At 46.2% G+C, this 26,634-nt stretch carries 20 protein-coding genes and 1 tRNA gene; 4 read left to right on the top strand and 17 right to left on the bottom strand.

The genetic code is table 11. The features are described 5' to 3' along the window. Position 1 precedes the first annotated feature (1 nt). The 4 genes from AC08OG_RS07960 to AC08OG_RS07945 all read right to left on the bottom strand — a co-directional run bounded on the left by AC08OG_RS07960 (position 2) and on the right by AC08OG_RS07945 (position 2,801). Positions 2 to 832, bottom strand: a complete 831-nt coding sequence (locus AC08OG_RS07960; RefSeq protein ID WP_482929260.1) for a formate dehydrogenase accessory sulfurtransferase FdhD — start codon at positions 830 to 832, stop codon at positions 2 to 4. After that, positions 825 to 1,832 (bottom strand): GTP 3',8-cyclase MoaA, encoded by a 1,008-nt coding sequence (moaA, locus tag AC08OG_RS07955; protein WP_292356900.1) that lies wholly within the window; start codon positions 1,830 to 1,832, stop codon positions 825 to 827. Before moaA ends, AC08OG_RS07960 begins: the two co-directional genes overlap by 8 nt. A gap of 15 nt (positions 1,833 to 1,847) precedes the next feature. Then, positions 1,848 to 2,060: a YgaP-like transmembrane domain gene (locus AC08OG_RS07950; protein ID WP_482929259.1), complete on the bottom strand. Its 213-nt coding sequence runs from the start codon at positions 2,058 to 2,060 to the stop codon at positions 1,848 to 1,850. 69 nt (positions 2,061 to 2,129) lie between these two features. Continuing rightward, the gene (locus AC08OG_RS07945) at positions 2,130 to 2,801 is read right to left on the bottom strand and encodes a Bax inhibitor-1/YccA family protein (RefSeq protein ID WP_292356904.1); all 672 of its coding nucleotides are present in this window, start codon (positions 2,799 to 2,801) and stop codon (positions 2,130 to 2,132) included. A 154-nt stretch (positions 2,802 to 2,955) separates the two neighbouring features. Between AC08OG_RS07945 and AC08OG_RS07940 the strand changes: the two genes are divergently transcribed. Beyond that, positions 2,956 to 3,046: transfer RNA gene (locus tag AC08OG_RS07940), tRNA-Ser, on the top strand. A gap of 1,910 nt (positions 3,047 to 4,956) precedes the next feature. Here AC08OG_RS07940 and AC08OG_RS07935 read toward each other — a convergent pair. Further along, positions 4,957 to 6,345, bottom strand: coding sequence for a protein adenylyltransferase SelO family protein (locus tag AC08OG_RS07935; protein ID WP_482929258.1), 1,389 nt, complete (start codon positions 6,343 to 6,345; stop codon positions 4,957 to 4,959). Positions 6,346 to 6,855: 510 nt separating this feature from the next. Here AC08OG_RS07935 and AC08OG_RS07930 point away from each other — a divergent pair. Then, positions 6,856 to 7,836: an LLM class flavin-dependent oxidoreductase gene (locus AC08OG_RS07930; protein ID WP_482929257.1), complete on the top strand. Its 981-nt coding sequence runs from the start codon at positions 6,856 to 6,858 to the stop codon at positions 7,834 to 7,836. A 178-nt stretch (positions 7,837 to 8,014) separates the two neighbouring features. On the opposite strand, the gene AC08OG_RS07925 is transcribed toward AC08OG_RS07930, so the two are convergent. The 3 genes from AC08OG_RS07925 to AC08OG_RS07915 are packed head-to-tail and all read right to left on the bottom strand — an operon-like array spanning position 8,015 to position 8,910. Beyond that, positions 8,015 to 8,320 (bottom strand): GNAT family N-acetyltransferase, encoded by a 306-nt coding sequence (locus tag AC08OG_RS07925; protein WP_482929256.1) that lies wholly within the window; start codon positions 8,318 to 8,320, stop codon positions 8,015 to 8,017. Between the two features lie 46 nt (positions 8,321 to 8,366). Beyond that, the gene (locus AC08OG_RS07920; protein WP_482929255.1) at positions 8,367 to 8,489 is read right to left on the bottom strand and encodes a hypothetical protein; all 123 of its coding nucleotides are present in this window, start codon (positions 8,487 to 8,489) and stop codon (positions 8,367 to 8,369) included. Next, positions 8,473 to 8,910, bottom strand: coding sequence for a nuclear transport factor 2 family protein (locus AC08OG_RS07915; protein WP_482929254.1), 438 nt, complete (start codon positions 8,908 to 8,910; stop codon positions 8,473 to 8,475). Before AC08OG_RS07915 ends, AC08OG_RS07920 begins: the two co-directional genes overlap by 17 nt. Before the next feature lie 298 nt (positions 8,911 to 9,208). Here AC08OG_RS07915 and AC08OG_RS07910 point away from each other — a divergent pair. Next, positions 9,209 to 10,425, top strand: a protein-coding gene (locus AC08OG_RS07910; RefSeq protein WP_414673534.1) for an IS3 family transposase whose coding sequence is annotated in 2 segments (ribosomal slippage) — positions 9,209 to 9,524 and positions 9,524 to 10,425 — 1,218 coding nt in all. Because the reading frame shifts where the segments join, the coding sequence is not laid out codon by codon here. Between the two features lie 91 nt (positions 10,426 to 10,516). Here the strand turns inward: AC08OG_RS07910 and AC08OG_RS07905 are convergent. From AC08OG_RS07905 to AC08OG_RS07865, 9 genes are all read right to left on the bottom strand, one after another. Further along, entirely contained in the window at positions 10,517 to 10,897 is a 381-nt protein-coding gene (locus AC08OG_RS07905) for a transposase (protein WP_482929253.1), read from the bottom strand. A gap of 296 nt (positions 10,898 to 11,193) precedes the next feature. Further along, positions 11,194 to 11,556 (bottom strand): hypothetical protein, encoded by a 363-nt coding sequence (locus AC08OG_RS07900; RefSeq protein ID WP_482929252.1) that lies wholly within the window; start codon positions 11,554 to 11,556, stop codon positions 11,194 to 11,196. Beyond that, positions 11,553 to 13,856, bottom strand: a complete 2,304-nt coding sequence (locus tag AC08OG_RS07895; protein WP_482929251.1) for a hemagglutinin repeat-containing protein — start codon at positions 13,854 to 13,856, stop codon at positions 11,553 to 11,555. The genes AC08OG_RS07900 and AC08OG_RS07895 overlap by 4 nt, the downstream gene beginning before the upstream one ends. A gap of 35 nt (positions 13,857 to 13,891) precedes the next feature. Continuing rightward, the gene (locus tag AC08OG_RS07890) at positions 13,892 to 17,653 is read right to left on the bottom strand and encodes a two-partner secretion domain-containing protein (protein ID WP_482929250.1); all 3,762 of its coding nucleotides are present in this window, start codon (positions 17,651 to 17,653) and stop codon (positions 13,892 to 13,894) included. Between the two features lie 41 nt (positions 17,654 to 17,694). Then, positions 17,695 to 19,440: a ShlB/FhaC/HecB family hemolysin secretion/activation protein gene (locus tag AC08OG_RS07885; protein ID WP_482929249.1), complete on the bottom strand. Its 1,746-nt coding sequence runs from the start codon at positions 19,438 to 19,440 to the stop codon at positions 17,695 to 17,697. Positions 19,441 to 19,570: 130 nt separating this feature from the next. Next, on the bottom strand, positions 19,571 to 21,262 hold the full coding sequence (locus tag AC08OG_RS07880; protein WP_482929248.1) for an amino acid ABC transporter ATP-binding/permease protein: 1,692 nt from the start codon (positions 21,260 to 21,262) through the stop codon (positions 19,571 to 19,573). Between the two features lie 2 nt (positions 21,263 to 21,264). Further along, a complete protein-coding gene (gene cydD / locus AC08OG_RS07875; protein ID WP_482929247.1) occupies positions 21,265 to 22,944 on the bottom strand; it encodes a thiol reductant ABC exporter subunit CydD in 1,680 nt (559 codons plus the stop codon). A 200-nt stretch (positions 22,945 to 23,144) separates the two neighbouring features. Further along, complete coding sequence (gene cydB, locus AC08OG_RS07870; protein WP_482929246.1) at positions 23,145 to 24,143, bottom strand: cytochrome d ubiquinol oxidase subunit II; 999 nt, start codon at positions 24,141 to 24,143, stop codon at positions 23,145 to 23,147. Further along, positions 24,143 to 25,540 (bottom strand): cytochrome ubiquinol oxidase subunit I, encoded by a 1,398-nt coding sequence (locus AC08OG_RS07865; RefSeq protein ID WP_482929245.1) that lies wholly within the window; start codon positions 25,538 to 25,540, stop codon positions 24,143 to 24,145. The genes cydB and AC08OG_RS07865 overlap by 1 nt, the downstream gene beginning before the upstream one ends. Positions 25,541 to 25,860: 320 nt before the next feature. Here AC08OG_RS07865 and AC08OG_RS07860 point away from each other — a divergent pair, with 320 nt between their 5' ends. Further along, positions 25,861 to 26,385 carry a hypothetical protein gene (locus tag AC08OG_RS07860; protein WP_292356933.1) on the top strand — a complete coding sequence of 175 codons (525 nt, stop codon included), beginning with the start codon at positions 25,861 to 25,863 and terminating at the stop codon, positions 26,383 to 26,385. The last annotated feature ends 249 nt before the right edge of the window (positions 26,386 to 26,634 follow it).

The following is a 26,634-nucleotide window of genomic DNA, read 5'->3' as shown; positions in this document are numbered from 1 at the left end:
ATTATCCGGCAGAACTTAATGATGTGGCGGTTTGAAACTGTTCCTGACCGGTATACACCAGAAAATGTTTACCTTTGGCGCGAGCGACCATGCCAATACCAATATCCTGTGCAATGCTAAGCCCCATTTCTGTGACACCACTACGTGATAAGAGTAAAGGCACCTGCATCTGTGCGACCTTAATCACCATCTCAGATGTTAAACGCCCGGTGGTATAGAACACCTTGTCATTACCTTTGACATCGTTGAGCCACATCCAGCCGGAAATCGCATCGACAGCATTATGCCGGCCAACATCCTCCACAAAGCTTAATACATCATTTCCCTGGCAAAGCGCACAGCCATGTACTGCACCGGCCTGTTTATACATTTCGTTATATTCGTTCAGGGCATGCAAAACATCGTAAATTGACTGGGCACTGAACTGGGGACATTGCAGTTTCAGTTCAGCCAACGAATCCATTACATGACCAAACATGGTGCCCTGCCCGCAACCACTGGTCGCAATTCGTCGGGACATAAGCGAATCAAGATTATTTTTCTGCTGATGGGTCGTCACCGCAACAGCATCAACGTCCCAATCCACCTGAATGGATTTGATATGGCTGATTTCATCAACCAATCCCTGATTGCGCAAATAACCAAGTGTCAGTAGCTCTGGCTGACCACCAAGCGTCATCAAAGTAACAATCTCGCGATTATCCAGATAAATCGTCAGTGGCCGTTCGCCGGTTAATGACACTTCACGGGCTTCGCCAAATTCATCTAAAACGGTAGTGGTATGCAGGCGGTTGATGCCCTGATTGGTCATTTCCGGCTGATATCTAGCCACCGGTAACACTCATATGACGGAAAATAATCGGTTGTTCTTTGATATTAAAGTCATGGCCTTTTGGCTTGATATCCATTGACTGAATAATGGCCTGTTTGAGTTTATCGAGATCACCAGGATGGCGGCGAATAATATCGCGCAAGTCCATCGAATGTTCCTGCCCCAGACATAATAGTAAACGACCTTCCGTAGTCACCCTGACCCGATTACAGCTTTCACAGAAATTATGACTGTGAGGCGATATGAAGCCGATTTTGCTGTTGCTGCCAGCAACCTGGTAATAACGTGATGGTCCACCGGTATTGGCAATACTGCTTTGCAAATCAAAATGCTTTTGTAATGTGGCCAGCACTTCATCACTACTGCAATAGCTTTCATTACGACTGTGCGTTACCTGCCCCAATGGCATTTCTTCGATATAGGAAATATCCAGATCATTATCGATAGCAAACTGAGCCAGATCGACAATCTCATCATCGTTACGGCCTTTCATGATGACCGCATTCAATTTGATGCGTTTAAAGCCCGCTTGTTTGGCAGCATCAATCCCGTCCAGTACCTGAGTTAATTCGCCAGTACGGGTTAATTCACGGAAACGTTCGGCATTCAAGGAGTCCAGACTGATGTTAATGCGATCCATACCGGCTGCAGCGAGCTTTTCAGCGTACTTGGGTAACTGGGAGCCGTTGGTGGTTAAGTTCAGCTCTTTAAGCGATGTGGTGTGCTTTAACGCGCCAATTTGCTCTATTAACCAATCGACGTTGCGACGTACTAAAGGTTCGCCACCGGTGATGCGGACTTTTTCCACCCCGAGTTCACAAAAAGCTTTTACCAGAAAGGCAATCTCTTCCAGCGTCAGCAACTGTTCGCGTGGCATGAAAGTCATCTCTTCATCCATGCAATACACGCAACGGAAATCACAACGATCAGTGATCGATATCCGTACATACGACACGCGCCGTCCGAAGTTATCGATTAATTGTGTTTGGTTATCCGTCATAATGTCTATTATGCGCTAGCTACGCTCTTTATGAGAAATGTCACAAGAATCTTTTGCAGTGGAAAAGCCAAACAAGGCATAGCCACCACAGCGACCGCTTAATCCGTTAATCAGTAGTCCCAATCCCAGCAAGGCCCACCAACTTTGGTAATACAATGCTATCGCTATTATAAACAGACCGATTATGATACGTAACGTTCTATCAATATTGCCGAGATTCTTTTTCATTGCATTGCTCCAGATACAAACAAGCCCCTTTTCAGGGGCTTGAATGAATCAATCTTATTGATTGCTGAATCAATCGTTGCCAGAGAAGGCACCGATTAAATGCAACAGGCTGGTAAACAGGTTGTAGATACTGACATACAAGGTCACAGTCGCCATGATGTAGTTTGTTTCGCCACCGTGAATGATGTTGCTGGTTTCATACAGAATCAGACCAGACATCAACAGCACGAACATTGCAGAAACCGCCAGCGACAGACCAGGCATGTTAAAGAAGAATGCTGCCAGTCCCGCCAGGAAAGCTACCAGGATACCGACAAACAGGAAGCCACCCATAAAGCTGAAGTCTTTTTCAGATTTAATCGCGTAAGCAGATAAGCCTAAAAAGACAATCCCGGTTGCGCCCAGAGCCTGCATAACAATCTGCGGACCATTGGGTAATCCCAGGTAAGCGTTAACGATTGGTCCCAGTGTCAGGCCCATAAAACCGGTCAGCGCAAATACAGAGGCAATACCCCAAACGCTGTTGCGCAGTTTAGCTGTCAGGAACAACAGACCGAAGTAGCCGATCAAGGTAATAATAATGCCTGGATGCGGCAGGTTAAACACCATTGACACCCCAGCGGTAAGCGCACTGAAGCCAAGCGTCATCGCCAGTAATACATAGGTGTTACGCAATAACTTGTTGGTTTGCAGCGCAGATTCGCGCGAACGCACAACTGTTGATTGAGTATCGTAATTCATCAGTTTATTTCTCCATTACTCAGTAAAGTATTGATGATAGGTAGTTCATCCAATGGACATCATCCTACCGGATAAGTTCTAAATGGCAATAGCAATATAAATTTCGCTTTCACTGTTGTCAGAACAAGTCATTCCTAGTAATATGCCGCGTCTTGGAGGGATGGCAGAGCGGTTGAATGCACCGGTCTTGAAAACCGGCGTGGGTTTATAGCCTACCCAGGGTTCGAATCCCTGTCCCTCCGCCAAAACAAACTAACGGACTTCGGTCCGTTTTTTTGTATCTAAGGTTTGGTAATTGCGATTTTAGCTGTTCTGTATTTAGAAATTGTTTCAGGCTACATCCTCGTGTCTATGCAACCCTTTTATACTGACAACTCCAAATTCTGTCTCCGCCACTCCACATCAACATCTCGTTGTTCTAAACAATGTCATTCCTACCACTTTGTTAGAAACTGCTTACAGCGGCCCATGTATTTAGATATGTGCCAAGCACTCAAAACGTTGCCTTAATAGCCAAATGCCGAGATAAAGTAATAGCGATGTACGTTGACGCACAGACGGTCAGCGCATTGCTGGCTAACATCAGGAGCGAGATCTCTAGCAGATTAATCCGCATGGCAGTGAACAAGGTATGGCAGGTCTCAGCTCAGCGCGATGAACACAGTGGAGAGCTACTTTTACTTAAGATGCGTAGTGTATTGGCGACCTAATCCCTACCCGCATGCTCCATACAAGACCGGCGAAAATCCTTGTGTCCTATTAGGCTTAATCACAGCGAGATCGTGCCGCTCGGCTACCGTTAGTCCTTACATAAAAGGAAGAATTATGGACAAATCTCTTTTACCATTAATATCTATAATTGATTCATATATTTCACGGAACACAGAAACCTCTCTAGTCATATTTTTATCCACAGATTTTTATCAACGAATTTTGCATTCGAACAGAACCTCGTTCAATTTAACTTATGATCCCCCCAAATTGTTGGGACATACTTTTTCCGTACGAGATGATATCGATACTATGGAGAAACAATTTTTTGTTACGAGTGAAACTGCATTATGAGTTGAATCGCCATTACTTTTTGACGCCTTTCAGCCATTTAATGTGGCAACTAGAGAGGCGAAAATAAATCAATGTAGTCACAATCCATTGATTAAGAGCGTTTGAATTCACAGATCTTAAAACCGGCATGGGTTTATAGCCTACCCAAGCTTCGAATCCCTGCTTCTCTGCCAAATAAAAAAACGGACTTCGGTCCGTTTTTTTGTATATGGGGTATGGTAATTGAAATTTTAGCTGTTCTGTATTTGCGTTCCCACGCATGAGCGTCGGAACGACTTGCAATTAAACTTATGTACATCTCCTTCTGTAACGCAGAACTTGCCTCATAGTCATGTGCATTTCCATCCTGGACTTAATCATCTGAAAATCGATATACAAGATAATTCCAATCGCAGTTATGCCAAATAAAAAGAAAAGGTCGCCCCATGTTGGTAAGAACAAGCTCAACAAAAACCGATCAATTATTTCGAGCTGAAATACGAGTAAAAACGAAACCATAATGATGATTTTATAAAAGTGCTGAGATAAGCCTACCTTCACTGCTGAACGTTCTCTTACACCTTTGATGAATATTTTCCGTAATAATCTTTGCATATCCATAACCAAGTTATTAAAGGAAAATCATATTACTCACATCATTTTTACCAGCGCATTAACCTGAAGCAAAGCAGTACTAAAGCGCTTTTTGCTCGAATTTTCGCCCTTATGAACTCACCGCTTTTGCAGATAGTGCCAGTAGCTATTCTTTAATGATAGTTTTCGTAAAATCAGGAAGAGCAGCTGTAATAGGATAGCCCGCCAACCTCAAAAAAAGCGTGAGGCTTCAACCTGTAAAATTTCTCCTCTACGTCTTTCGATTGCTCGTCGTATGGATTTGTCATGACTTCTTGCAGCTCTCGAATGAGTGAGTAGTTCCCCTCCTTCGCTTGCTGATAAGCAGGCACAACTAACCACTCCCGCAAACTGTATTTTGGATTGACCCGTTTCATCTTGTTGGATAGCTCTTCATGAGAAAACGGCTGAGACTCTGTCGTGTTGGCCTTAGCGATAAGCGCTTTCCATTTTGTGAGCCATTCTGCCCAGCGATTATTTATCCGTTCGGGGTCTTGCTTATAGGTCGGGTTCTGATAAAAGCTTTTTTGAGTGGACCAATATCATCCGGCAGCATAGAAAGTTCGCGGAAGAAAATGGTGTAATCAACTGATGTTTGCATCATCAGTGATACCAGTTCGCTAAACAACTCCTCATTAAAAGTATCAAGCCCAAGTTTGGCTGCCCACATTTTCTCCATTTGCACCTGCATTACTGATGCGAAGCTGCTTTGTATCTCGTCGAGTTGTCGCAGACTGTCCTGATGCGAAGTCAGCAATGGACGCAATGCTGTACAAAACATGTGAAAGTTTTTTTCCGCTGCAACAGGTTGATTCAAAAATGCGAAATGTTGCCCTCCTCCCGTCCATGGCTGGTAGTACGGATCAAACAGTTCGCAGAATCCAAATGGACCGTAGTCGAGTGTGAATCCCCCAGCAGCACAATTGTCGCTGTTGAAGTTACCCTGGCAATAGCCGACACGGATCCAATTCGCAACAAGTGACGTCAGTCGGTTTCGGAACTCGCGTGCAAGCATCAATACTTTTTCGGGAGTGCTGAGGTTTTGGTCAATGACGTCTCCATACTCACGATCGATGAGGTGCAAGACGATCTGCTCCAGCTCTTCCATTGCTTGTGGGTGTTCATTCTTTCGGGCACGACGACCGAATAGCTCAATTTGGCCAACCCGAATAAAAGACGGTGCGACCCTTGTCGAGATCGCTGCCGGCTCTAATATAAGCGTATCCGGATCTCTAGAATGTGAGCCTTCTGAATACCACGGACGCTTTACTTTTTCAGTTTGCGAGACGTAAAGACTCAGAGACCGTGAGGTTGGAACCCCAAGCGCGTGCATGTGCTCCTGAGCCAGAAACTCTCGTACACTCGACCGCAAAACAGCGCGTCCATCTGCGCCGCGGCAGTATGGCGTCCTGCCCCCACCTTTTAACTGCATTTCCCAATGATGACCATTGATGACGATCTCTAGTACCGAAATAGCACGACCATCGCCGTATCCGTTACCGGTCTGAAAAGGACATTGCTGGGTGTATTCTGTACCGTAAATGGACAATGCGTAGCCACTCGCCCAGCCAACCTTACGCATCGGCTCTGGAACGTATGCGAGATTGCCGGAGAACACTCGCATGAAATCGGCCGACTGAGCCAAACTATCGGCAAAGCCCAGTTCGCGAAACAGGTTTTTACTATGCGCCACGTACTCGGGATCTTCGAGTGGCGTTGGACTGACAGGAACATAATGGCCTGAGAAGACTTGACGGGGATAGTGGTCGGCTCCGTTTGATGTCGCATCAGGATCAGCATTGAGCGTGTCCATAAACGAGTAACTTACACACTTTGCAAGATTGTCGAGATTGGAGATTGTTTCCATAGAGTCGGTTTGCTGGTGTGGTCGCATTACCATCGGGCTCCTGTTAAGGTGGGGAAAAAGCTGCTTGACCGCTGATTAATCACTTGCATCGGCAGCTTGTCCGATTGCAGATCAACACTTTGAGCATAACTTTGGATCACTTTCTGATTGTCACTTGAGGGTTTGCATCTCTGACAGCTGTCACTCATGTTAGTGCTCAGCTTTTCTTGCCACTTCTCCACAATAGAAATTATCTCGTGAGCCACTATTTCTTGGATTTATAAGTTAAACCGTAGACAAAATTAGATATTGGTTAGGTGAAAGATTGCTTAGAGCGAAAGATCAGATTTAGAAACAAACTATAGGCTTTAAGACATTTTACGCAGATATTTTCGTAGTTTATACGTGGAGTATTTTTGCTTGCCATAGATCTTTAATCGTTAGGTGCAAGTTTTAAGGATAGCCTTATAAACCTGCCGCCAAAAGTTAGCCTAGAAAGCGACAACAACACAAAGTAAGGTGTAGTTACATATGATTCCATTATCCATTCTAGAACTTGGTCGTGTACGCGAAGGGTCTGATCGCAGAACGGCTCTTAATGATGCCCGGACCTATGCGCAGCATGCTGAGCGACTGGGATACAAACGCATATGGGTAGCAGAGCATCATAATATGCCTGGGGTGACGACAGCCGCCACCTCCATCGTCATTGGCCATATCGCTGCTGGGACAAATACCATCCGCGTGGGATCCGGTGGCATCATGCTGCCTAATCATGCGCCATATATAATTGCTGAACAGTTTGGGACATTGGAAGCGCTATTTCCCGGTCGTATCGATCTTGGGTTGGGCCGTGCTCCCGGCACCGACCAAATGACCTTACGGGCTTTGCGTCGAAATCCAGCCAATGCTGACAACTTTCCGCAGGACGTGCAGGAATTACAGGCTTTTCTTGCCCCCAAAGATGCCGCTCAACAAATAGAGGCAGTACCCGGTTCGGGAAGTAATGTGCCTATCTGGATATTGGGCTCCAGCTTATTCGGTGCACAACTGGCGGCGAGTCTGGGATTGCCTTACGGCTTCGCCTCGCATTTTGCCCCACAAGCGCTTTATCAAGCACTTGAGGTTTATCGGATGAATTTCAAACCCTCGGCACAACTGGATAAGCCATACGCAATGGTTGGAGTCAATGTGATCGCGGCTGAAACAGATGAGGAAGCTCGCTACCTCGCAACATCACAGCAAATGTCCTTCACTAACCTCTTTCGTGGTACTCGCGGCTTGATGCAGCCACCTATCGACGATATAGAAACCTACTGGTCGCCTCAGGAAAAAGACCAAGCAGGTCAAATGCTGGGTTGCAGTGTCATTGGAAGCCATGAAACTGTTCAAAACGGTTTGCAAAATCTTATCGAGAAAACGCAAGCCGACGAATTAATGATCGTCTCAGACATATTTGATACCACAAAGCGGCAACGTTCAATTGAAATTACCGCGCAGGCAATGGCTTGAACGTCCCCTAGATTTTGCACCAGCTAACTCTAGTAGCGTACCTTTCCAGCACTGGTTAGATCGCTTTCCAAGACATTTGAATGTGTGTATCTGTGTGGCATATTTTCTCAAAGCCAAGACGTTCATAGAATCGCAGTGCAGGTGAATTCGTTCGAAAAACCTTAAGCTCTAGCGGTACTTAGTTGGCAGCAGCCTTTGACTGTAGTTTCTTAAGTAGATGAGTGCCAATCCCTTTATTCTGATAGTCCGCTATAAGAGCAATATTTTGCAGATAAATCCTCCCGCCATCTACGCAGAACTGAACATAACCAACGATGAGGCCATTGATCGAGACAACTAATGTAGTCGACGATTCGAGCTCACTCGCGAAATTAGCTTTTTGCCATTCCCCCCCCCAAATCTGATGAATGTGTGAGTAAAATACCGTGCGATGTATCTCAAATAGAGCTTCTAATTCACCTCCACCTGCTGGACGAATATTCATACTTTCTTCCCGATCTTACGGCGAGTTAAGTTGTGAATGACACTTATCATATTCGGTAATAGCTACGATCTTCATTTTTGGTATCATAACGCTCAGCGTAACCGACACCCAACGGAGCGCGGCGCAGTTGGCCGTCCGAGTTCACGCCGTGGTTAGGCCGATGTCGCACTATTGCGTTCCTTCGATACATCAGGTCTTCCACTGACAGAGATCATGGTCCATGTTCCACCCTGCTTGAGGTAGACCTCACTCCATCTGCCGGTGACGTTGATGGGCGTTGCATTTTTGGGGACGACCATCGCGGAGTAGGAATAATGAACGACCCCCACTTTGCCCTCGTAAACCTGAACACTCAGAGGATGAAGTTCGTACTCGCGCAATTCTGGAGATTCACCGGATACCGAGTGAACTGCTGCATCTCGGTCGTGCGGGAGCGGGGCGCTCATGTCCCAACCTACATAGTCGGGATGGAGTGTGGAGCGAATCTGGCCCTCCTCCCTTCCCTTCGATAATGCCCACAGATCAACCACGCGCTTCCACAGGTCGCGTTGTTCTGGGGAGAAATCGACAATGGGTAATTGAATCGCCATGCTCTCTCCTAACTGTCCTAACGCCGCCTTAAGCGGACAAAAATAGTTGGCCACACTTTTGTTGAGGCACGAAACAAAGTCAAGTGTTTTTGTTCCGTTTAAAGGCCTTCTTAAATGCCCTTGACTCAAAGGATTAGCTTGTTTTGGTAATCACTCAACAAGGGGGCAGCCAACTTGATTTTGATATTTCGAACTTTTCCGATCCCCTCCGTGAGGTTTTAAGACTGTAATAGCCCCATTTTAAAACGGACACTCAATTATTAAGCGATAGGCTTAGACCTATCTTTAAGGAGTGTCTATGGAACGTATTGAAATTTTTACTGGCGAACAGCGTCGTCGTCGCTATACTCCGCAGGAGAAAGCCAAATTTGTTGCCATGAGTATGCAGCCAGGGTATTCGGTGTCACTGGTGGCCAGACAAAACGGCATCACCCCAAGTTTATTGTTTAAGTGGAAGAAACTCATGCAAGACGGTGGCATGTCGGCAATTCAATCTGGTGATGAAGTGGTCAGCTCAGCTGAGCACAAAGCGTTGCAGAAAAAAGTGAAGCAACTTGAGCAACTGCTTGGCCGCAAAACCATGGAAACGGAAATTCTGAAAGAGGCGCTGGAGATAGCTCAGTCAAAAAAGTTACTATCGCGCATGCCATTGTTGCCACCGGACGATTCCCTCTCATCCGAGTCGTAAGTGCACTGGGTGTGTCGCGCTCTAATCTTTACCAACGGATTAATGGGCGACAAGCCGGCCGTCCGACACGTTACAGCAAATCAGACGATGCCTTGCTGTTGCCACTGATTGAGAATTTGTGTGACAAACGTGCAACCAATGGCTATCGACGTATTACGGCGCACTTAAATCGCCAGTTAAAATCGGGAGAGCATGCATTTGTGAAAGTGAATCCAAAGCGGATTTACCGCATCATGCGACTGAATAATTTGCTGTTAGCGAAGCATACTGGTCGTGTTGGTGATAATCGAGCGCATGAAGGCAAGGTTATTACCCTTCACTCCAACACACGTTGGTGCTCAGATGGTTTTGAGATCGGCTGTTGGAATAAAGAAAAAGTCCGAGTGGTGTTTAGTCTCGACTGCTGCGACCGTGAAGTCATGAGTTATGTTGCCACCACCACTGGCATTAACGCTTTGATGGTGCAGGACGTATTGGTCGAAAGTATTGAAAAGCGGTTTGGTGATGTTCAAGAGCTACCTCGCCAGGTTGAGTGGCTGACCGATAATGGGAGTTGCTATATTGCCGATGACACTCGGCAGTTCGCGAAATCACTGGGCTTTAAGGTATGCACAACCCCCGTGAGAAGCCCTGAGAGCAACGGCATGGCTGAGGCGTTTGTGAAGACCTTCAAACGTGATTACGTGTATTTGAATGACCGACCAGATGCGGCAACCGTCATGGCGCAGTTGTCTGATTGGTTTGAGGACTACAACAATTATCATCCGCATAGCGGATTGAAAATGATGTCACCGAGGGAGTATCGAGCTCTTAAAGTGGCAAGCTAGGTGTGTCCGTTTTAGTGGGGGCAACTACAAAGACTGCATGTCTATCCGTTTGCTTGCAGACCTAATGTTGAAAGTTTTCATAGCCCAGTGCCTATCCCCGAAGAGTGGCATCAGTAATTTGTTGATTTTCTTTCCCTAACGTCGTTTTGTCCATAATGAATTTATAACCAGTAGCTCTTTCTACTTTGGTAGCTGCCAACGCAAGATAAATTGGATGCTCTGTTTTCAACTGTTCTTCTTCGCCAAGTGCATTGTGGTGATAGCTGGACCAAGGATAAAAGAGTAAATGCAGGTGATTTGTCATGATGACATAGGCATGAAGCTGGCAGTTGACTTTATCTAATGACTCTCCAATATCATGGAGAATACGAGCCATATCCCCTTCTTTTTCAAATATGTTTTGACGATTATTGCCTCGATGCATGATTTGCAGAGGCTGACTGGGTAGAACCAATCGAGGAAGTCTTGCCATGTCGTTACATCCTTGTAGCGATAAGGTTTTGGCTACTTTATTACATCAGTTTACGGAATGAAACCAAATCAAGTTGGCTGACCCCTTGATTTCTCAGAGCAGTTGTTCGTCGACTTCATCCAGCACTAGTGTCAGATTGCTATATAACGTCGCGGCGATGATGCTGTTTTGCTGAGTCAGATAACCAATTTGCTTGTGCCAAGTTTGTGTTTGATCTATTCCAGTGTTGTGTAGGGTCAGATTACATAGATTCAGCCGTAATGTTCTCGTTCTCGAATTTGTATATTAATTTTTGTTTATGGGTACTGACATCTCTCATCGCAGTACTCTAAATAGATATATCCTTTATCTCGCATACATTCAGCCCATCCTTTAGTGAGTCGTCCCATCGCTTTTATGTCATTAGGATCGTCAGGTCGTTTGGCGGCCAGGATTTTGTCATCAGAGAAAAGTACATATTCAGTTCTTCCGCTTCCGCACGCTACCGTATCGTCTAACCTGCTCTCTTTAGTCATACCTTCCTTTATCCAATGCGCGCCATAAGGTTTAACATTTACCCCCACGCTTGGATCGCCAGTCATCCAGTAACCACCTATACCACATGCAGCAAGAAAGGCACATAGAACCGCAGTAAGAAATAACTTTATGCGAAATATCATTTTACATTCCTTAAAAAAATGGAAATTGCTTGCCAGACATCTGGCGGCAGTAACTCCGCCATTGCAAATGGCGTGGAAGGTACAATAGCTACGGCGCTCCAGGCTTCATGAAATGTCTTTTCTGCATCGTTTCTGCCACGCGTCGCATTTCCCTGCTCGTCATACAAACCAGTGACTTGCCCCCCAATAAAGTCGTGCGTTCCACCAAAAGCTTCAATCAGCTTGTCCTGCCAGCTACCCGCTTTATAGGGTGTTCCAAATAAAGTGCCCATGTAACCCTGAACACCACCAGTAGCACCGGGCATCTTTTTGCCTTCTGGGTGTTCAGTAATGAAATAGTCAAAGCTCATAGGGGATTTATCATCTTTCTTAGCTGTGAACATTATTTGGCCTTCTTTCAAGGCTAATTTTGGTATGCCATTTTGATCTAGAATTGGCGTGTCATCTGGATTTTTCTGAATTGCACAACGCTCATTCATCGTTCCACACAATTTATCTAAGTCTACCCGCGTACCGCCTGTTCCAATTCCGTCTCCACGCACGCCTTCGCTTTTGCCATCAAGCAGGTTATTCAGCTTATTACCATAAGCATCTACCGCGCCTACAAACTTCTGAGAGTTTTCAATGGTGATGCGTCGCATCTCCTCAGCTGCCGCTGACAACGCTTCCTTGGTGAGTGCAGTTCCCCCAAGTCCAGTCACTCCACCGATCAACACGTTCATCACTTGTTCTTCGATACGTAACTCTTTTAGCTGTGCTTGGATGGAGGCTTTTGCTTCTTCAGTTTCAGCACTTTTGAGCTGTTCATTTAACATTTGTCTCTTGCTCTGCACGTAATCACCTACCGCTTTATTGGCTTGCTGGCCAAATTCTTGTGTGATTTTCACCTGCGCTTCAATTTCCTTGGCGACTTTCTCTGCATCAAAGATAGGGGCGATGGTATTAGCGGTTGAATTTCCTTGGCTATCGACTGCCTCTCCTTGCTCATTAATATGTACATCCCGATTGAGCACGGCTACCGTGGTGGCAGCATCATCGCCAGTGAGGTTTTGTTGGCTATCATTATCCGTGATAGTTAATGCACCCTGACTGATGGCGCTGATTGAAGTGCTTTCTGCTTTATCGTTATCTTTTCCTATACCGGCCCCAGAGAGTTGTGGTAGCCCCGCCTGAATACCCCCGCCGATGGTTGCTGAGGTAGCCTTGCCATCGTATTCAGCATTATTGCTGATGTCTGATACGGTGAGTGTTTCCGTGGTCAGATTGTTCTTGTTGTCCTGAATGGCTTGCTCTGTAGATGCGATTACAGCACCCTTGAGATTAGTATTGCCCGCCACGTTGACTTGAAAGCCTTCATCACCGGCGAATATACCCGCTTGTTCATTGACGCTGGCGTAATCACTTTTGATCTTGCTTTGACTGGAGCTAATCGAACCGCCAGCCATGCCAGCTCCTATCGGAATGCTGACACTGATACCTGCACTTTTCTGTTTGCTATCGTAGGTGCTGGTATCTTGCAAACTCTGGATATTGAGATTGCCCTCTCCCGAGTTGCCGACATCGGCCACTACTTGATTACCCCTCACTTGTGCACCGATAAGGTTGGTGTCGCTGCCGCTTTCCAGGCTAACTTTGTTACCCGCTTCTACCATGGTTTCTGTCCAGCTAACATCTGTGCCATTGGCTTTACCTTTACCTTTAGATGCGCTGGCTGTGATAGCAAGCCCATTAGTGCCAATACTAATACCAACACTTGCACTACTGTTTTTATTTTTGCTGTTGAGTGTGTCGGTGTTTTTAGCAGCAATCAGATTGACTTGATCATCAGCTTTGATTGAGATGTTTTCTCCCGCATTGATAGTACTGCCGATCACATTGACATCGGAATTGTGATCGGCCCCTGTGGCGCTGATAGTGACATCTCCTCCAGCCATCACTTGACTACCTTGAACGTTGGTGCTGGTTTGGGTGGAGGTACTGCTACTCTTAGAAGTGCCAATGGAAAGGCTGAGGTTAATGCCACCAGCTTGATTGGCTGCATCCGTCACGTCATTGCCTGTAGGTGCAGCAGATAATGCTTGTTGAGTGGAATCATAGGCATTTTTAGCTTCTAGTGCCGTCGCGCCTACCGCCAAGGCCTTCATACGTCCATCCGAGGTATCACTGGCAGCTTCAGTCATTTGTTGTGCTGTTTGAATAGCAGAGATAACTGGACTGGTAATGGCAAGCGTTAAGCCACTTTGTTTGAATTTAGTTTCATGGGTTGTATCACGGGTATTTTGCCCGGCAAGGATATTCACCTGTTGGGCACTGATATCGATATTGCCTTGCGGGGCTAGAACCTCACTGGCTTTTGGGTGTAGCGCTTGCCTGCTTCTATTGCCACATCACCTTCAACACTTCCCACGGTGCTGCCAGTTTGCTTTGTACTATTGTGAGTCTGGGTTGTATTCAGTGAGCTGGAACCCAGGGTGACACTGGCACCACTGGTACTTAGGCCACTCGTTTTGGTTTTACGCATATGAAATTCGTAAGCTGTATCCTTGGCAGCAGTGATATTCACGTTATCTCCAGCGTTTAATACGGTGCCATTATCACTGATGATATTGCTGCCACGGATATTCAGATCGTTACCAGCTTCTAACATAACGGTATCACCACTAATGGTGCTACTGATGCTGTTGTCTGCTTTAAACACATCTCGTTGAATCTTGGTTTTACTGCTGAAGGTGCTGCTTCGTTTTACCTTACGTGCCGTATCGAAGTTGCTGGTTTCACGGCCTTCGATGATGTTGATATCTTGCATAGCAGTGACATTGATTGCGCCAGCTTCACTGGTAATGCTAGCGGCAGTTGCATTAACGTCATTGCCTGCATTGAAGCTAATATCGCCCGTTGTTTGAATATCGCTGCCAATCTCCTGCGTGCCGCCATGTTTTACATAGTTTTTCGCATTACGAATGCTGCTGTTCTGTTCGGCAATCTGCACTGTGCCAAGATTGATGTTTTCTTCAGCGTTAATTTGTGTGATGCCCCCTTCACCCTGATTAACGATACTGGCCGCCATCAAGTTAACGTCATTACCTGCTGAAGCAATGAGAATGGCATCGGGATTGCTGAGATACAGTCCGGCAACACGATCTATATTCGTACGACTAAAACTGCTGGCCCCTTCGCTTTGTTTGCTGCTTTGTGTCATGCTCCGAAGATTAATATCATTGCCTGCCTCCAACAACATGGCATCTCCTGCTCTGACTTGACCGCCCATGTTGTTGATATCATCTTTCGCTTTTAATAACGTCGAATCAGCCACAATCTGACCGCCCAGATTATTGATATTGTCAGCATTCAATTCCACGATGTCGCGACCTGCAATCGTCCCCTCATTGGTCACATCCGCAGTGAGATTCATGGTGACCGTGTTGCCTGCCATCAAACCGGTGGTCGGCTGCATATCCTCTGTCTGTGGCCTTATATACACCTGAGGTACCAAGGCTTGATTAACTGTTCCATCAGGTAGCGTGACTGTTTGCTCAACCAGCCAGACAATATCGCTGGTGAGCTGAGCCATCTGCTCGGCTGAAAGTGCCACACCCGGAATAAGCTGTAAATCACTCACCTGTGTAAGAGCCGATGTCATCAACGCCTGATATTGCGCTTCATCAGTAGCGTGTCCATCAAGGAATCGACGGCCTGTTAGTTGGGCTATTTGTTCACGCACCAGACGTTGTTCATAGAAGCCATCCCCCAAACGCTTTTGCGTAGTCGCGGGATCGAATGCCAGTTGCTGCAGCATGTAGTCAGAACTTAACCAAGAGCGATAATTGGCAAAGCGTGGATTGGTTTCAATCAGATAATCTGCTGCAACATCAGGTGTGGGTTGAAATAAGTTGCTGGTGACAATCGGTAATGCCGCCGAGTTAACTGTAGTGCCACTGCCCGCTGGAACGGTATTACCATCCAATTGTGTAGTGGCAAGGTTATAGGTCACGACTTGATTGGCTGGATTGTAAGGGCCTATAACATCAACATCGTAATCATTGTCGTTGCCGTCCCAATCGTAATAATAAGCCGTGCCGCTATAGCTTGTGGTGGTCCGGCCTTCTGAATTCAGGTTTTGTACTGAGGCCCCAGTAACATCAAGGTTGCCACCCGCGATGATTTGGCTATCACTATTAAGCACGGAGCCGCTGATAAACATATCGCCACCCGAGAGAATCTGACCAGGAGCTGAGGATACGATTTGTGTTTCGTAAAATCTTTTTGTACCTAAATAGCGTGTGTATTCGCGGAATGTGTATGACCCTGCTGAACGCCATTCAACATGAACGTTACCAATATGGGCTCCAGGATAGTCAGAGGTTTCATAAATGACACTCGCCCCTCGTGGTGTAAATCGATCAAAACTACCGCTTCCAGTTTGAACAACTTCGGTAATGAGTTCGGCATTCAAGTTTTGTAAATCAGCTATGGTCAAAGCTGCATTACCTAATGCCTCGATAGTAGCACCTTCATTGATGAGTGAATCTGCTACTCCAATAGCTTGATTAGCCCCATCCAGACTACCAGCGATTGCCAGATCACCTGCACTGAATATTAAACTATCATTGCGATTTTCGATGCTCACGGCACCGATATCAAGCTGATCACGGGCGGCGATCATAGCCTCTGCATCATTGCCAAGTTGGGCGACTTGAATGCCGATTTGATCGCCAAAAATGCTACCGGTTTGACTGTTGAACAGATTGTCTGCTTTGATAAGTGTATTTACACCATCAATCATGCCGTGGTTTGTGATCGTGTCAGCAGCGGTAATATTAGTATCAAGGCCAGCTATCTCCCCATTCACCGTATTGTCGATGTTGTTGGCGCTAATTTTTAGCGATTGACTTGCAAGTATGGTCGATTGGTTGGTGATATCACCACTGGTATGTAAGTTAAGATTAGCGCCTGCTTGCAGCTCACTGGTGTGAATATAATCAGAAGCCAGGTTGATGCTAATGTCACCATCTGCTGTAACGCTGCCATCACTTTCCAGACCTGCGACATCCAACTGGATATTGCTTTTAGCACTGATAGCGCCGGTATTTTGTAGCACCCCGTCGGCAGTAATACTGACACTGCCAACGCTTGCGCCAATATCGCTAGCGTTATTTACTCCCACACCAGCTTCTGTCCCAACCATGTGAATTTTGCCTGCATACATGCCTCCCAAGGCAGCAACGTCAACCGCAAAAGCAGGGACAGCAGTTCCTGCATCAGGAGCAATACTGCTTACGTCGGTCTGATGACCATTACTATCGACATTGACCTGGTTCGTACCCGTAGTAATGTTAAGACTGTTAGCCCATATACCGGCGTTCACATCCACTGCGCGTGAAATCACGTCGGTAAAGTTAGTTTGTGAAGTATCGAGTCCATTCCCTAAAAAGTTAATCTTCCCGCCACCGACGCGATAACCAAGCAGATTGCCATTATTCAGGATGGGTTTCCCCGTCGTCAGCGTGGCGCGATTCGCATTGATAAAGCCACAACCACTGCAGCTGATACCTGCCGGATTGGCAATAACAACCTGAGCGCGATTACCGGCCACTTCAATATAACCGTTCAGTAAACTCGGATTTTGACTGTTAACTTCATTCAATATTACTTTAGCTGTGCCCCCGGCAAGGTAGGGATTGCCTTGAACCCAGCCGCCAAGTTGGGTTTGGGTATTTTTATTGCTGTTATTGAGGATAGCGCCTTTCGACTTTACATCGAACTGGCGATAGGTGTTACGTGAGACACCTGCAGCACTGGGGGTCTGAATATTGACCAGTGGCAAGCCATTTGCTGTTTCATTAACAATCGGTTGCTGATTGGCTGGGGCATTTGGATCGGCAATGATGTCTGCATAGGTTGGGCTTGTCATTATTACCAGACTACTGATGACAAGCATTGAGAAAATCAATGGGCGCAGAGTGGCGAGGACCATAGCGCAAGGTGTTGTTGGTACGATAGGGTTACTTCCCGAAGAATGACATCCGACGTTTTCTGCAACCACCATCATCAAACCGCGTGCTCTGTTAAACACCACCCTGAATTTATTTTTGTTCATCTTGTTAATCCCTTATCTCAGATGATTCAACGAAACATAAATCAAAAGGTCAGGTTCAAATTGAAACCTGTTGCCGTACTAGCTGTTTCAAACCCTCTGGGCTTTTTAAGTGCTTTTCCCATAAACACGTCATAACTAAATCCGCCAAAGCCCCCTCTTACCCCCATTACGATTCCTGCCAGCTGCCTACCTAGTAAAAGATCACTGGATTGACCGCCGACTTCGCCATAGTCCAGCCCCCAGTAAACTGCCTGCCCCGTATTGCCGATCAATGCGCTTAGGTCATTACGTAAGAACCAGCCGTTATCCGCACGTAAATTCCATTGACCGTCAAAGCCCCGAACGGTGTAACGATTACCGATAGACAGGCGATCCTGTGGTGTTAATGGTGTGAAATTATATTGGCCACGAAATTGGGTTGAGTAACGCAGAGCCTGCTCACCCCATGGAGCTTTAACAGAAAATGGCAAGTCGAAACCGAGGTCAGCCGTCAGTATTTCCATACGTGAAGTCCCTTCATCAAAGGTTTCTTCAGGCGCCTTGAGAGCATTCATTGCTCCAGTCCCCCGCTTGTAAGCTAATTTGTAATCCAGCAGCGATTGTCCTAAATACCAGGTTTGACGGAAACCGAACTCCCAGCCCGCGGTACGGCGTCTTTGCACTTCAATTTCTGTATCGTTTATGTAGTTAGAGGATTTTCTGAAGAACCCGCGAAATGAAAGATAAGTTTTATTGATGGCATTGCGATATATGAGACGACTGGCCTTGATATCCGAGTTCTGGCTGCGACCACTGTAGGTATAGGATTGATTAATACCTGACACCACTTGATGGTAGTCATAGTTGGAACTGTTAAAGCCGAATAACCAGTAACCAACGGGAAACGAATAATGAATAGTCTGGCCGTCAGATCCACGTTTGCCTGATTCGCCCCCACCCAGATCATGGTTGTAATTGACGTAGAACAAGTCATTTAGCATCAGTAAATTGTCACCAGACAAGGTAACGCCAGCCTGATATTTTCCGGTGGAATCGAACCCGGCATCATCAGCGCTGATAGTCAGTCGAAATGGAAAACGCTGCTGATATTGAATCACCACATCACTTTCACCAGGCACAGCATCAGGCCCTTTTGCTGGCTCTATCTGGATATCGACTTCTGTAGTGGGTACTCGTTTAAAATTCTCCAGACCTTGCTCAATATCCCGCAGATTCAGAATGTCTCCGCGTTGAACAGGAATCGCATTCCATTTGGTCGCTCTTGCAGATACACCTTTTGCAAAGCGAACCTTTCTGACTCTACCGGGTATCACCGTAAGTTGTAATAAACCGGATTTAAGATCCTGTGGAGCGGCCAGCACCCGGGTAGTTACAAAGCCCCGGGCAATAATGGCATTTTGAATACGGCTCATTGCGACATTAATGCCTTGTGCCCCAAGGCAACGTCCTATGGCGGAATCATTGCCATCCGTTATGGCAGATAAAGCAAACTGAAATTCTGCAGCGCTATCGCCAATCAGTGAGACATTGGTGATAGTGAAACAGGGAGATTCACTGTCTGGATAAACGAGGAGTTCTGGCGGAGAAGCTGGATTTGGTATTCGTACATCAGGAGAGATTTCCTGTTGCTCGCGAAGCTGACGCTCGCGCTCTTGATGTAGCAGTTGTTCTTGTGCGGCACGATCGATAACCGTAGCACCAGCATAAGCTGCTAGAGAAAATAAATTCCATATAACAAACGCCCCTACCCGAAGATAGGGTGCTCGTCTTCCATGACGAAATTCCATTTTTTTCTTCTTGAAGTCCTTTCAATTACCAGAAATAGTAATTCAAGAGCAAAGACACAGGCAACGCTCAATCGACATGGAATGACAAAAGTGTGCGCCAGTTAAAATTTTTATGGATAACCGATTATCTTTAATCCAGATTGATTTCAAACATTTGCTTATTATCAACTGCTGGGAAAAACGCTGGCCTTTCATGCATCAGCACGATAAGCATTTTATCCTGCCATTGCGGATACAAACACTGCCAGATGCGTTCTGCCATCTCTACATCAATGCCGTTAAATGGCTCATCCAGCAAGATCAGTTTCGACTCTTTTAATAAAAGTCTTGCCAGACAGATCCTTCGGGCCTGCCCTCCGGAAAGTTGGCTGCCGGTATCACCCAGCCAGCTGTGTAATCCTTTTGGTAGTTGTTTGGCCCAATCATCCAACTCGACTAAAGTCAGTGCCTTCCAAAGTTGTTGTTCGTCGACTTCATCCAGCCCCAGTGTCAGATTGCTATATAACGTTGCGGCGATAATGCTGTTTTGCTGAGTCAGATAACCAATCTGCTTATGCCAAGCTTGTGTTTGATCTATTCGCAATGGAATACCATTTATCAACAACTGATATGGCGTTATAAATGAGTCTGGTATTTCAAGGCCTGCCATTATATTGGCTATTGTCGACTTGCCACTCCCGGAGCGGCCACTTATTAACAGACATTCGGATGGGTTAAGTTCAAAAGCAAAAGCGGTATCTATGCTGCTGATAACCTTGGGGTGATCTGCCAGCATCATCGACAATCGCTGAAGCTCTTCCAGCGTCGATTTCTCTGAAGATGCATGCTCTGCCAGGGGTTGTAGGCGTTCAGCGGCATAACGTGTTCTGCCCCACTGCCCCAGCTGGCCTGGCAGGTTTAACAGTAACTCACCCAATCCAAACACCGCCAAAAACAACATGACGGCAACCGGTCCACTGACAAGCTGATTCTGGTAGGCAAATAACGCTGCAATAGCTACAGCGATGACCAACAGCCCATGGCAGATATTTACTATTAACTGTGCGTTGGCAATATGTCGATTTAGTTTTAGCTGTGACTCGCCAATCTCACTCAATGAACTGACTAATCTTGCTTGATCCGCTTTCTGCAGGTGTGCTGCCTGAAGTTCTAACTGTCCCTGAAGATGCTCTATGGTTTGTGAGCGGGCCTGGTTAATCTGCCGGGCATAATCGCTACTTATCTGCGAGGTTTTCCGGGTAAAAAAGCTGAAATAAATACTCCCTAACAGCAGTGTGATAATTCCGAAAGTAAGCCCCAGCGTGAACCAGAAAAAACTGATAAACACAGCAAGCAACAGCACGCTGGATAGCACAACCATTGGAGGTAACAGTAACTTTAATAACAGGCTGTCGAGATTATCCAGATCCGCAGTTAACCTACTCAGCCATTCACTATCCTGAGTATTTCGCAGTTGTTGAACCGGCAAGTCCATCAGGCCGGTAAACAGGGTTAGTCGAAATCCGGCAATGACTCTTAACACCATATCGTGACTATGCAGCCGTTCAAAATACCGTCCCACTGTCCGACTTAACGCAAAAAATCGAATACCACCACCCGGTCGGTAGATATCCAACAAGACGGCAGTGCCTGCGGTAATCGCCAGCCCGGTGATTGCCGTAGCTGTTATCAACCAGCCGGACAATGCTAATAACCCCATGGCGGATATAGCAGTTAACAAGGCCAGCAATAAAGAGATGATTAATCGCTTTTTCTGGTTTTGCAGAACTTTGAGTAACCAAAACTTAAGTGGCGCAACATTATTTTGAGAATGGCTAGACATCGTTAGTCACTCTCCCGACTGGCAAACTGCAGCTGCTGATCGGCTAGTGCCAGTACATCGGCATCATGGCTGGAAATCACTAAAATACACTGCGGTTTTAATGCAGCAAGCGCCGCCAGAACATATTGACGACTTTCTGCATCCAGACTGGCCGTCGGTTCATCAAGTAATACCAACGGTGCCGGTGAAAGTAATACCCTTGCCAGTGCCAAACGTTGTAATTGTCCTCCTGACAGACCTTCACCATGTTCATTAAGTTGGATGTCTAAATCATTGTTTCTATATGCAATTAAAGTTTCCAAACCTAACTGACTTAATACCTTTTGCATTTCCTTTTTGGTTGCATCTGGTGCCAATACGGCAAGGTTATCAGCCCAGCTGCCGTTAATGATCCACGGTTTTTGAGGCAGATAACGAATCGCTACCGATCCTATCGGCTGGTTATTTAAAAGCACTTTGCCGGATAACGGAGGCAGATAACCGGCCAAGGTATGCAATAACGTGGTCTTGCCGCAGCCGGATGGACCGTTAATCACCAGACACTGCCCTTTGCTCAACTTAAGATTGATAGGGTCCTGAAGAACATCACCAGGCTGATAACCGATACACAGATCGGTGGTAATTAAGATTGAAGAGGAATCGTCTGCAGTGAGTTCAAAAACATCCTCTGCTGGAGACTTTGTAGCGTCGTCGGGTAAATGTTTCGCAATATGTGAAGCCGCTGCCATTGCCGCGGCACGGTCATGATAGAACTGGGATAGATTTCGTAAGGGCTGAAAAAACTCGGGGGCCAGCAACAGAATAAATAAACCGCTGAATAATGTGATATCTGCCGCTGGGCCCCAGCTGATGGAGCCAAACAGGGCAAAACCGATATAGATGGCAATACTGGCAATGGCGACGCTGGTGAAAAACTCCAGAACGGCAGATGACAGAAAGGCCAGTTTCAGGGTTTTCATCACCACCTGACGATAATCCTGACTCCTCTCTTCGACTTCTGTTAAAGCCTCATTCTCTGCTGCAAACAGTTTTAACGTGGTGAGATGTTTGACGCGATCCAGAAAATGTCCGGCCAGACGCTGGCGTTGGTAAAAAAAGCGTTGATTGACCGCTTCAGCTCCCCAGCCTATCAGCATCATAAATAACGGAATTAACGGTGCCGCCACCAGTAAAAACAGTGCAGCCAGCCAGTTGTAATAAAACACCACTATTAAAATCAACAGCGGTGTCAGCAATGCCAGCAATTGTTGCGGCCAGAATCGGGCGAAATAGCCATCCATCGACTCAACATCTTCAATCAACTGGCTGGCCGCTGCACCGGGAGAACGTTGACTATGGATTAACGCACTGGTTTGTCGCCAACCACTGAGGACCTGCTCGCGTAAAAATTCTCGGGCATGCAGACTGGCCAGTTGCGAGTAATGCTCCTGAGCTCTGATCAATATCGATCGTAAAATAAGACTCAGCACCATCAGCACAATCAACATGGATTGTTCAACGAGTGGTTGCTGCTGGATGATTAAATCATAGGTCAGTTGTGCCAGAGCATACCATTGCATAATCATTGCAACGGTCGCCAACAGGCCCATAAAAACAGCCAGAAGCAATCGGCTTCGCTGCTTTTGAGTAAGCTGTTTGAGTAATAAACGTCCGGCTTTATTCAGGGCCTGTTGATCTTTCATAGCCGCCTATTCAATAACTGAAAATACGCCTGATAAAGGCGCGTGCGCGTATGTCTTCGAACGCTATGTTACAGACGCATTCCGCAGGGTATTAAGACCAACTGCCTCCAACAACGTTGGTACCTGCTTAGGTAGAGTACCTAAATTTCAGCTTTTGCGTCGTGTTGGAAGCAATTTGTCTGGGCGGTCGTGACTAGGAATTAGTGATAACCACCTTTCACCTTGCCACGGAAAATATAGTATGACCAGGCGATATAGCCCAGTACAAACGGAATCACAAACAGGAACCCCAGCAACAGGAACAGTTGTGATTCATAGGCCGAGGCTGCATCCCATAGCGTGTAATCGGGTGGCACCAGATAAGGCCATTTACTGGCGAGCAGGCCGAGATAGGTGAATAAAAACAACCCCATGGTCGCCACAAACGGCATGCCTTCCTGTTGTTTTTTAACAGAACGAAATACCAGAAAAGCACAGTAAAGCGCTAATATTGGCAATAACCAGATGATTGACACGCCATTAAACCACCGGTTGAGTACGCCTTGATCAACAAACGGTGTGTATAAGCTGACAACACCAAACACCGCCAATACGGCTATAAGCAAAATGGGAGTGATTTTATAAGCCCACTGTTGCAGTTCACCTTCCGTTTTCATAATCAGCCAAGTGCTGCCCAATAGGGCATAACCTGCGACCAGACCTAAGCCAGTAATAACAGTAAAGGGCGTTAACCAGTCTAATGCGCCACCGACATACACAAAGTTACTGGTTTCAAACCCCTGAACATAGGCCCCGACCACTGCTCCCTGTGCAAATGCTGCCACAAACGAACCACCGGCAAAGGCCCAATCCCATAAGTATTTGGTGGTATTCGCCTTAAAACGAAATTCAAACGCAACGCCACGGAAAATCAAGCCTGCCAACATCAAAAACACGCCTATATATAAGGCAGGCAGAAACACCGAATAAACCAGTGGAAAGGCCGCCAGTAATCCCGCACCGCCTAACACCAGCCAGGTTTCATTGCCGTCCCATACCGGTGCCACGGAGTTCATCATAATGTCGCGTGAATGATCATCCGGCGCGAAGGGATACAAAATGCCCTGCCCCAGATCAAATCCATCCATCAATACATACATCATTACCGCAAAGCCAATAATTCCGGCCCAGATAACTACTAAATCGAATGGCTGATCCATCACAGACCTCCTTCTAAATTGGCATTGGCAGCAGATATTGGCCGTTGAGCTTTTTCAACATCTGAATCAACATGTTCAGCGTTGGCCGTTTCCAGTCCGCCGCGAAATACTGTCATCAGATAAAACACCCCGGCACTGAACACCATGGCATACACTGCGATATAACCAATCAGCGTAAACAAAGCCATACCTCCGGTTAGAGAAGGCGTTAACCCCTGCGCATGAGTCATCTGTTCATATATCAACCACGGCGCCCGACCGGTTTCGGTCACGATCCATCCCGATAACACGGCAATAAACGGTGACAGACTCATCACCCGCAAGCCATTGAGGAAGGTTCTGTTTTCCAGATAGCGTCCGCCTCTGCGTAGCCAGAGTCCTGCCAGGCCAAACAATACCATCAGCATTCCCATCGCTACCATCACTCTAAAGGCCCAGAACACAATAAATACCGGTGGCTGTTTATCCGGCGCCACTTCATTTAATCCGGGCACTTCACCATCCCAATCATGTGTCAGGATAAAGCTGGCCAGTTTGGGAACTTTGATTTCAAAAAGATTCTGCTGATTTTCCTGATCCGGCAAGGCAAAGAGCAACAAGGGCACACCGGTTCCGGTCTCCCAGTTACCTTCCATCGCTGCGACTTTCATTGGCTGGTGTTTCAAGGTATTCAAGCCATGGAAATCCCCCACCAACACCTGTGCAGGTGCCAGGATCAGAATCAACCACAAGGAAATTGAAAGAGCTTTTTTATTGGCTTCCAACTCCCGTTTTTGCATGATGAACCAGGCAGTTACCCCCGCGACTACAAATGAAGCCGTCAAAAATGACGCCAGTGCCATATGCATAAAGCGGTAACCAAAGGAAGGATTGAAAATTGAGTTGCGCCAGGACGCCACATAATAGAGCCCATCGCGAAGTACCAGTCCATCTGGTGTATGCATTAACGAATTAGCGGCGAGAATCCAGAAAGAAGAGATAAAGGTACCTAAGGCCACCATGATGGCCGCAAATAAATGCACGCCTTGTGGGACTTTATCCCGACCAAATAACAGCACACCAAGAAAGGCTGCTTCCAGAAAGAACGCTGTCACAACCTCATAACTGAGCACTGGCCCGAGGAAATTGGCGGTTGCGTAGGAAAAGTTACTCCAGTTGGTACCAAACTGGAATGACATCACTATGCCCGAGACCACGCCCATTCCGAATACCACGGCAAATACCTGAATCCAGAACTTCGACAATCGCTGCCAGATTGGATTACCGGTCTTAAATGACAACGCTTCCAATACAGCGATGAAACTTGCCAGGCCAATCGTAAAGACTGGGAATATGGCATGAAAACACACCACGAATGCAAACTGAATTCGTGACAGTATTAGCGGGTCGAGTTCCATGGTGCCTCCGTTTTTTTGGTCAGCTACAAAAGCCGGGAATGGCCTGTTTACTGACTACAAATATCATAGGAAGTGCGACACAAAAATGATTAAGATCAATTTTTTTGGAATTTCGATAAATAACCCTACTTAAACATAGGTTAAGCATTGTCAGAAATGAATTGTTTAAGATGAGACTTGTCACTTTTATAGAGTGCTTTATGTAAGCACATGAAGATTTATTGGCATTGGGATACTTTCTTTATCAGGATAACAACGATAGTCTGGTATACGAATTTACCGAATGAAATAACGTTTCATGTATCTCAGGAGGAAAGAATATGGAAGTAGAAATTCAAGATGAAAAACATACTGGTCGAGTTGCTGCAGTTTTTGGAGATAAAGACTCAGCGAATGCTGCAAAGCAAAAACTCGTCAATAATGGTATTTCGCCTACGGTCATCAATATCGTCAAACCTGAAGACAACAATATCAGCAAAAAAATTGAACCAGAAAGTCATGGTATTGCCAAAACCATAGTGAAATCACATGGCTGGTTGGGCCTTATTGGGATGATACTCGGTTTAATCATAGCAACTGCCCTGGTCATCAGTGGCCCCGAAATGACTCAGTCCAGTCCGTTATTCACTTATCTGGTTTTTATCTTTTTTGGTTTGACCTTTGGCATGATGATCGCCGGTGCTGTATCAATACGTCCCGATCATGATCCCTTAATTACCAAAACAGTTGAAGCCAGTCATGAAAATCATTGGACAGTGATTGTGCAAACCGATGATCATGAAGAAATTGATTTGATCAAAGACCTGCTGGAAGGATCAGCCATTTCCATCAGTGAAACATTTTGATTTTTCCGTCCACTTATTCAACCAACGAGTCGGTCCTTTCCGGCTCGTTGGGAATAAATCCCAGCAAATTTTTACCTAACAGCCTTTAAACAAAAAAATATTTTTTTTATTCACCAAATTGGATCTATTTCGGTGATCGCGCATGGCATCTTAGTTACCGCCTGATCATCCCAAAGTTATCCACATCTAATGCACAATTTATGTGCAACTTATCCCCTTGCTAAGTCTTTAAAAACACATTATCTTGTG

Source organism: Methylophaga sp. F7 (assembly GCF_056863975.1).
This window is presented reverse-complemented; position numbering and strand designations above follow the sequence as displayed.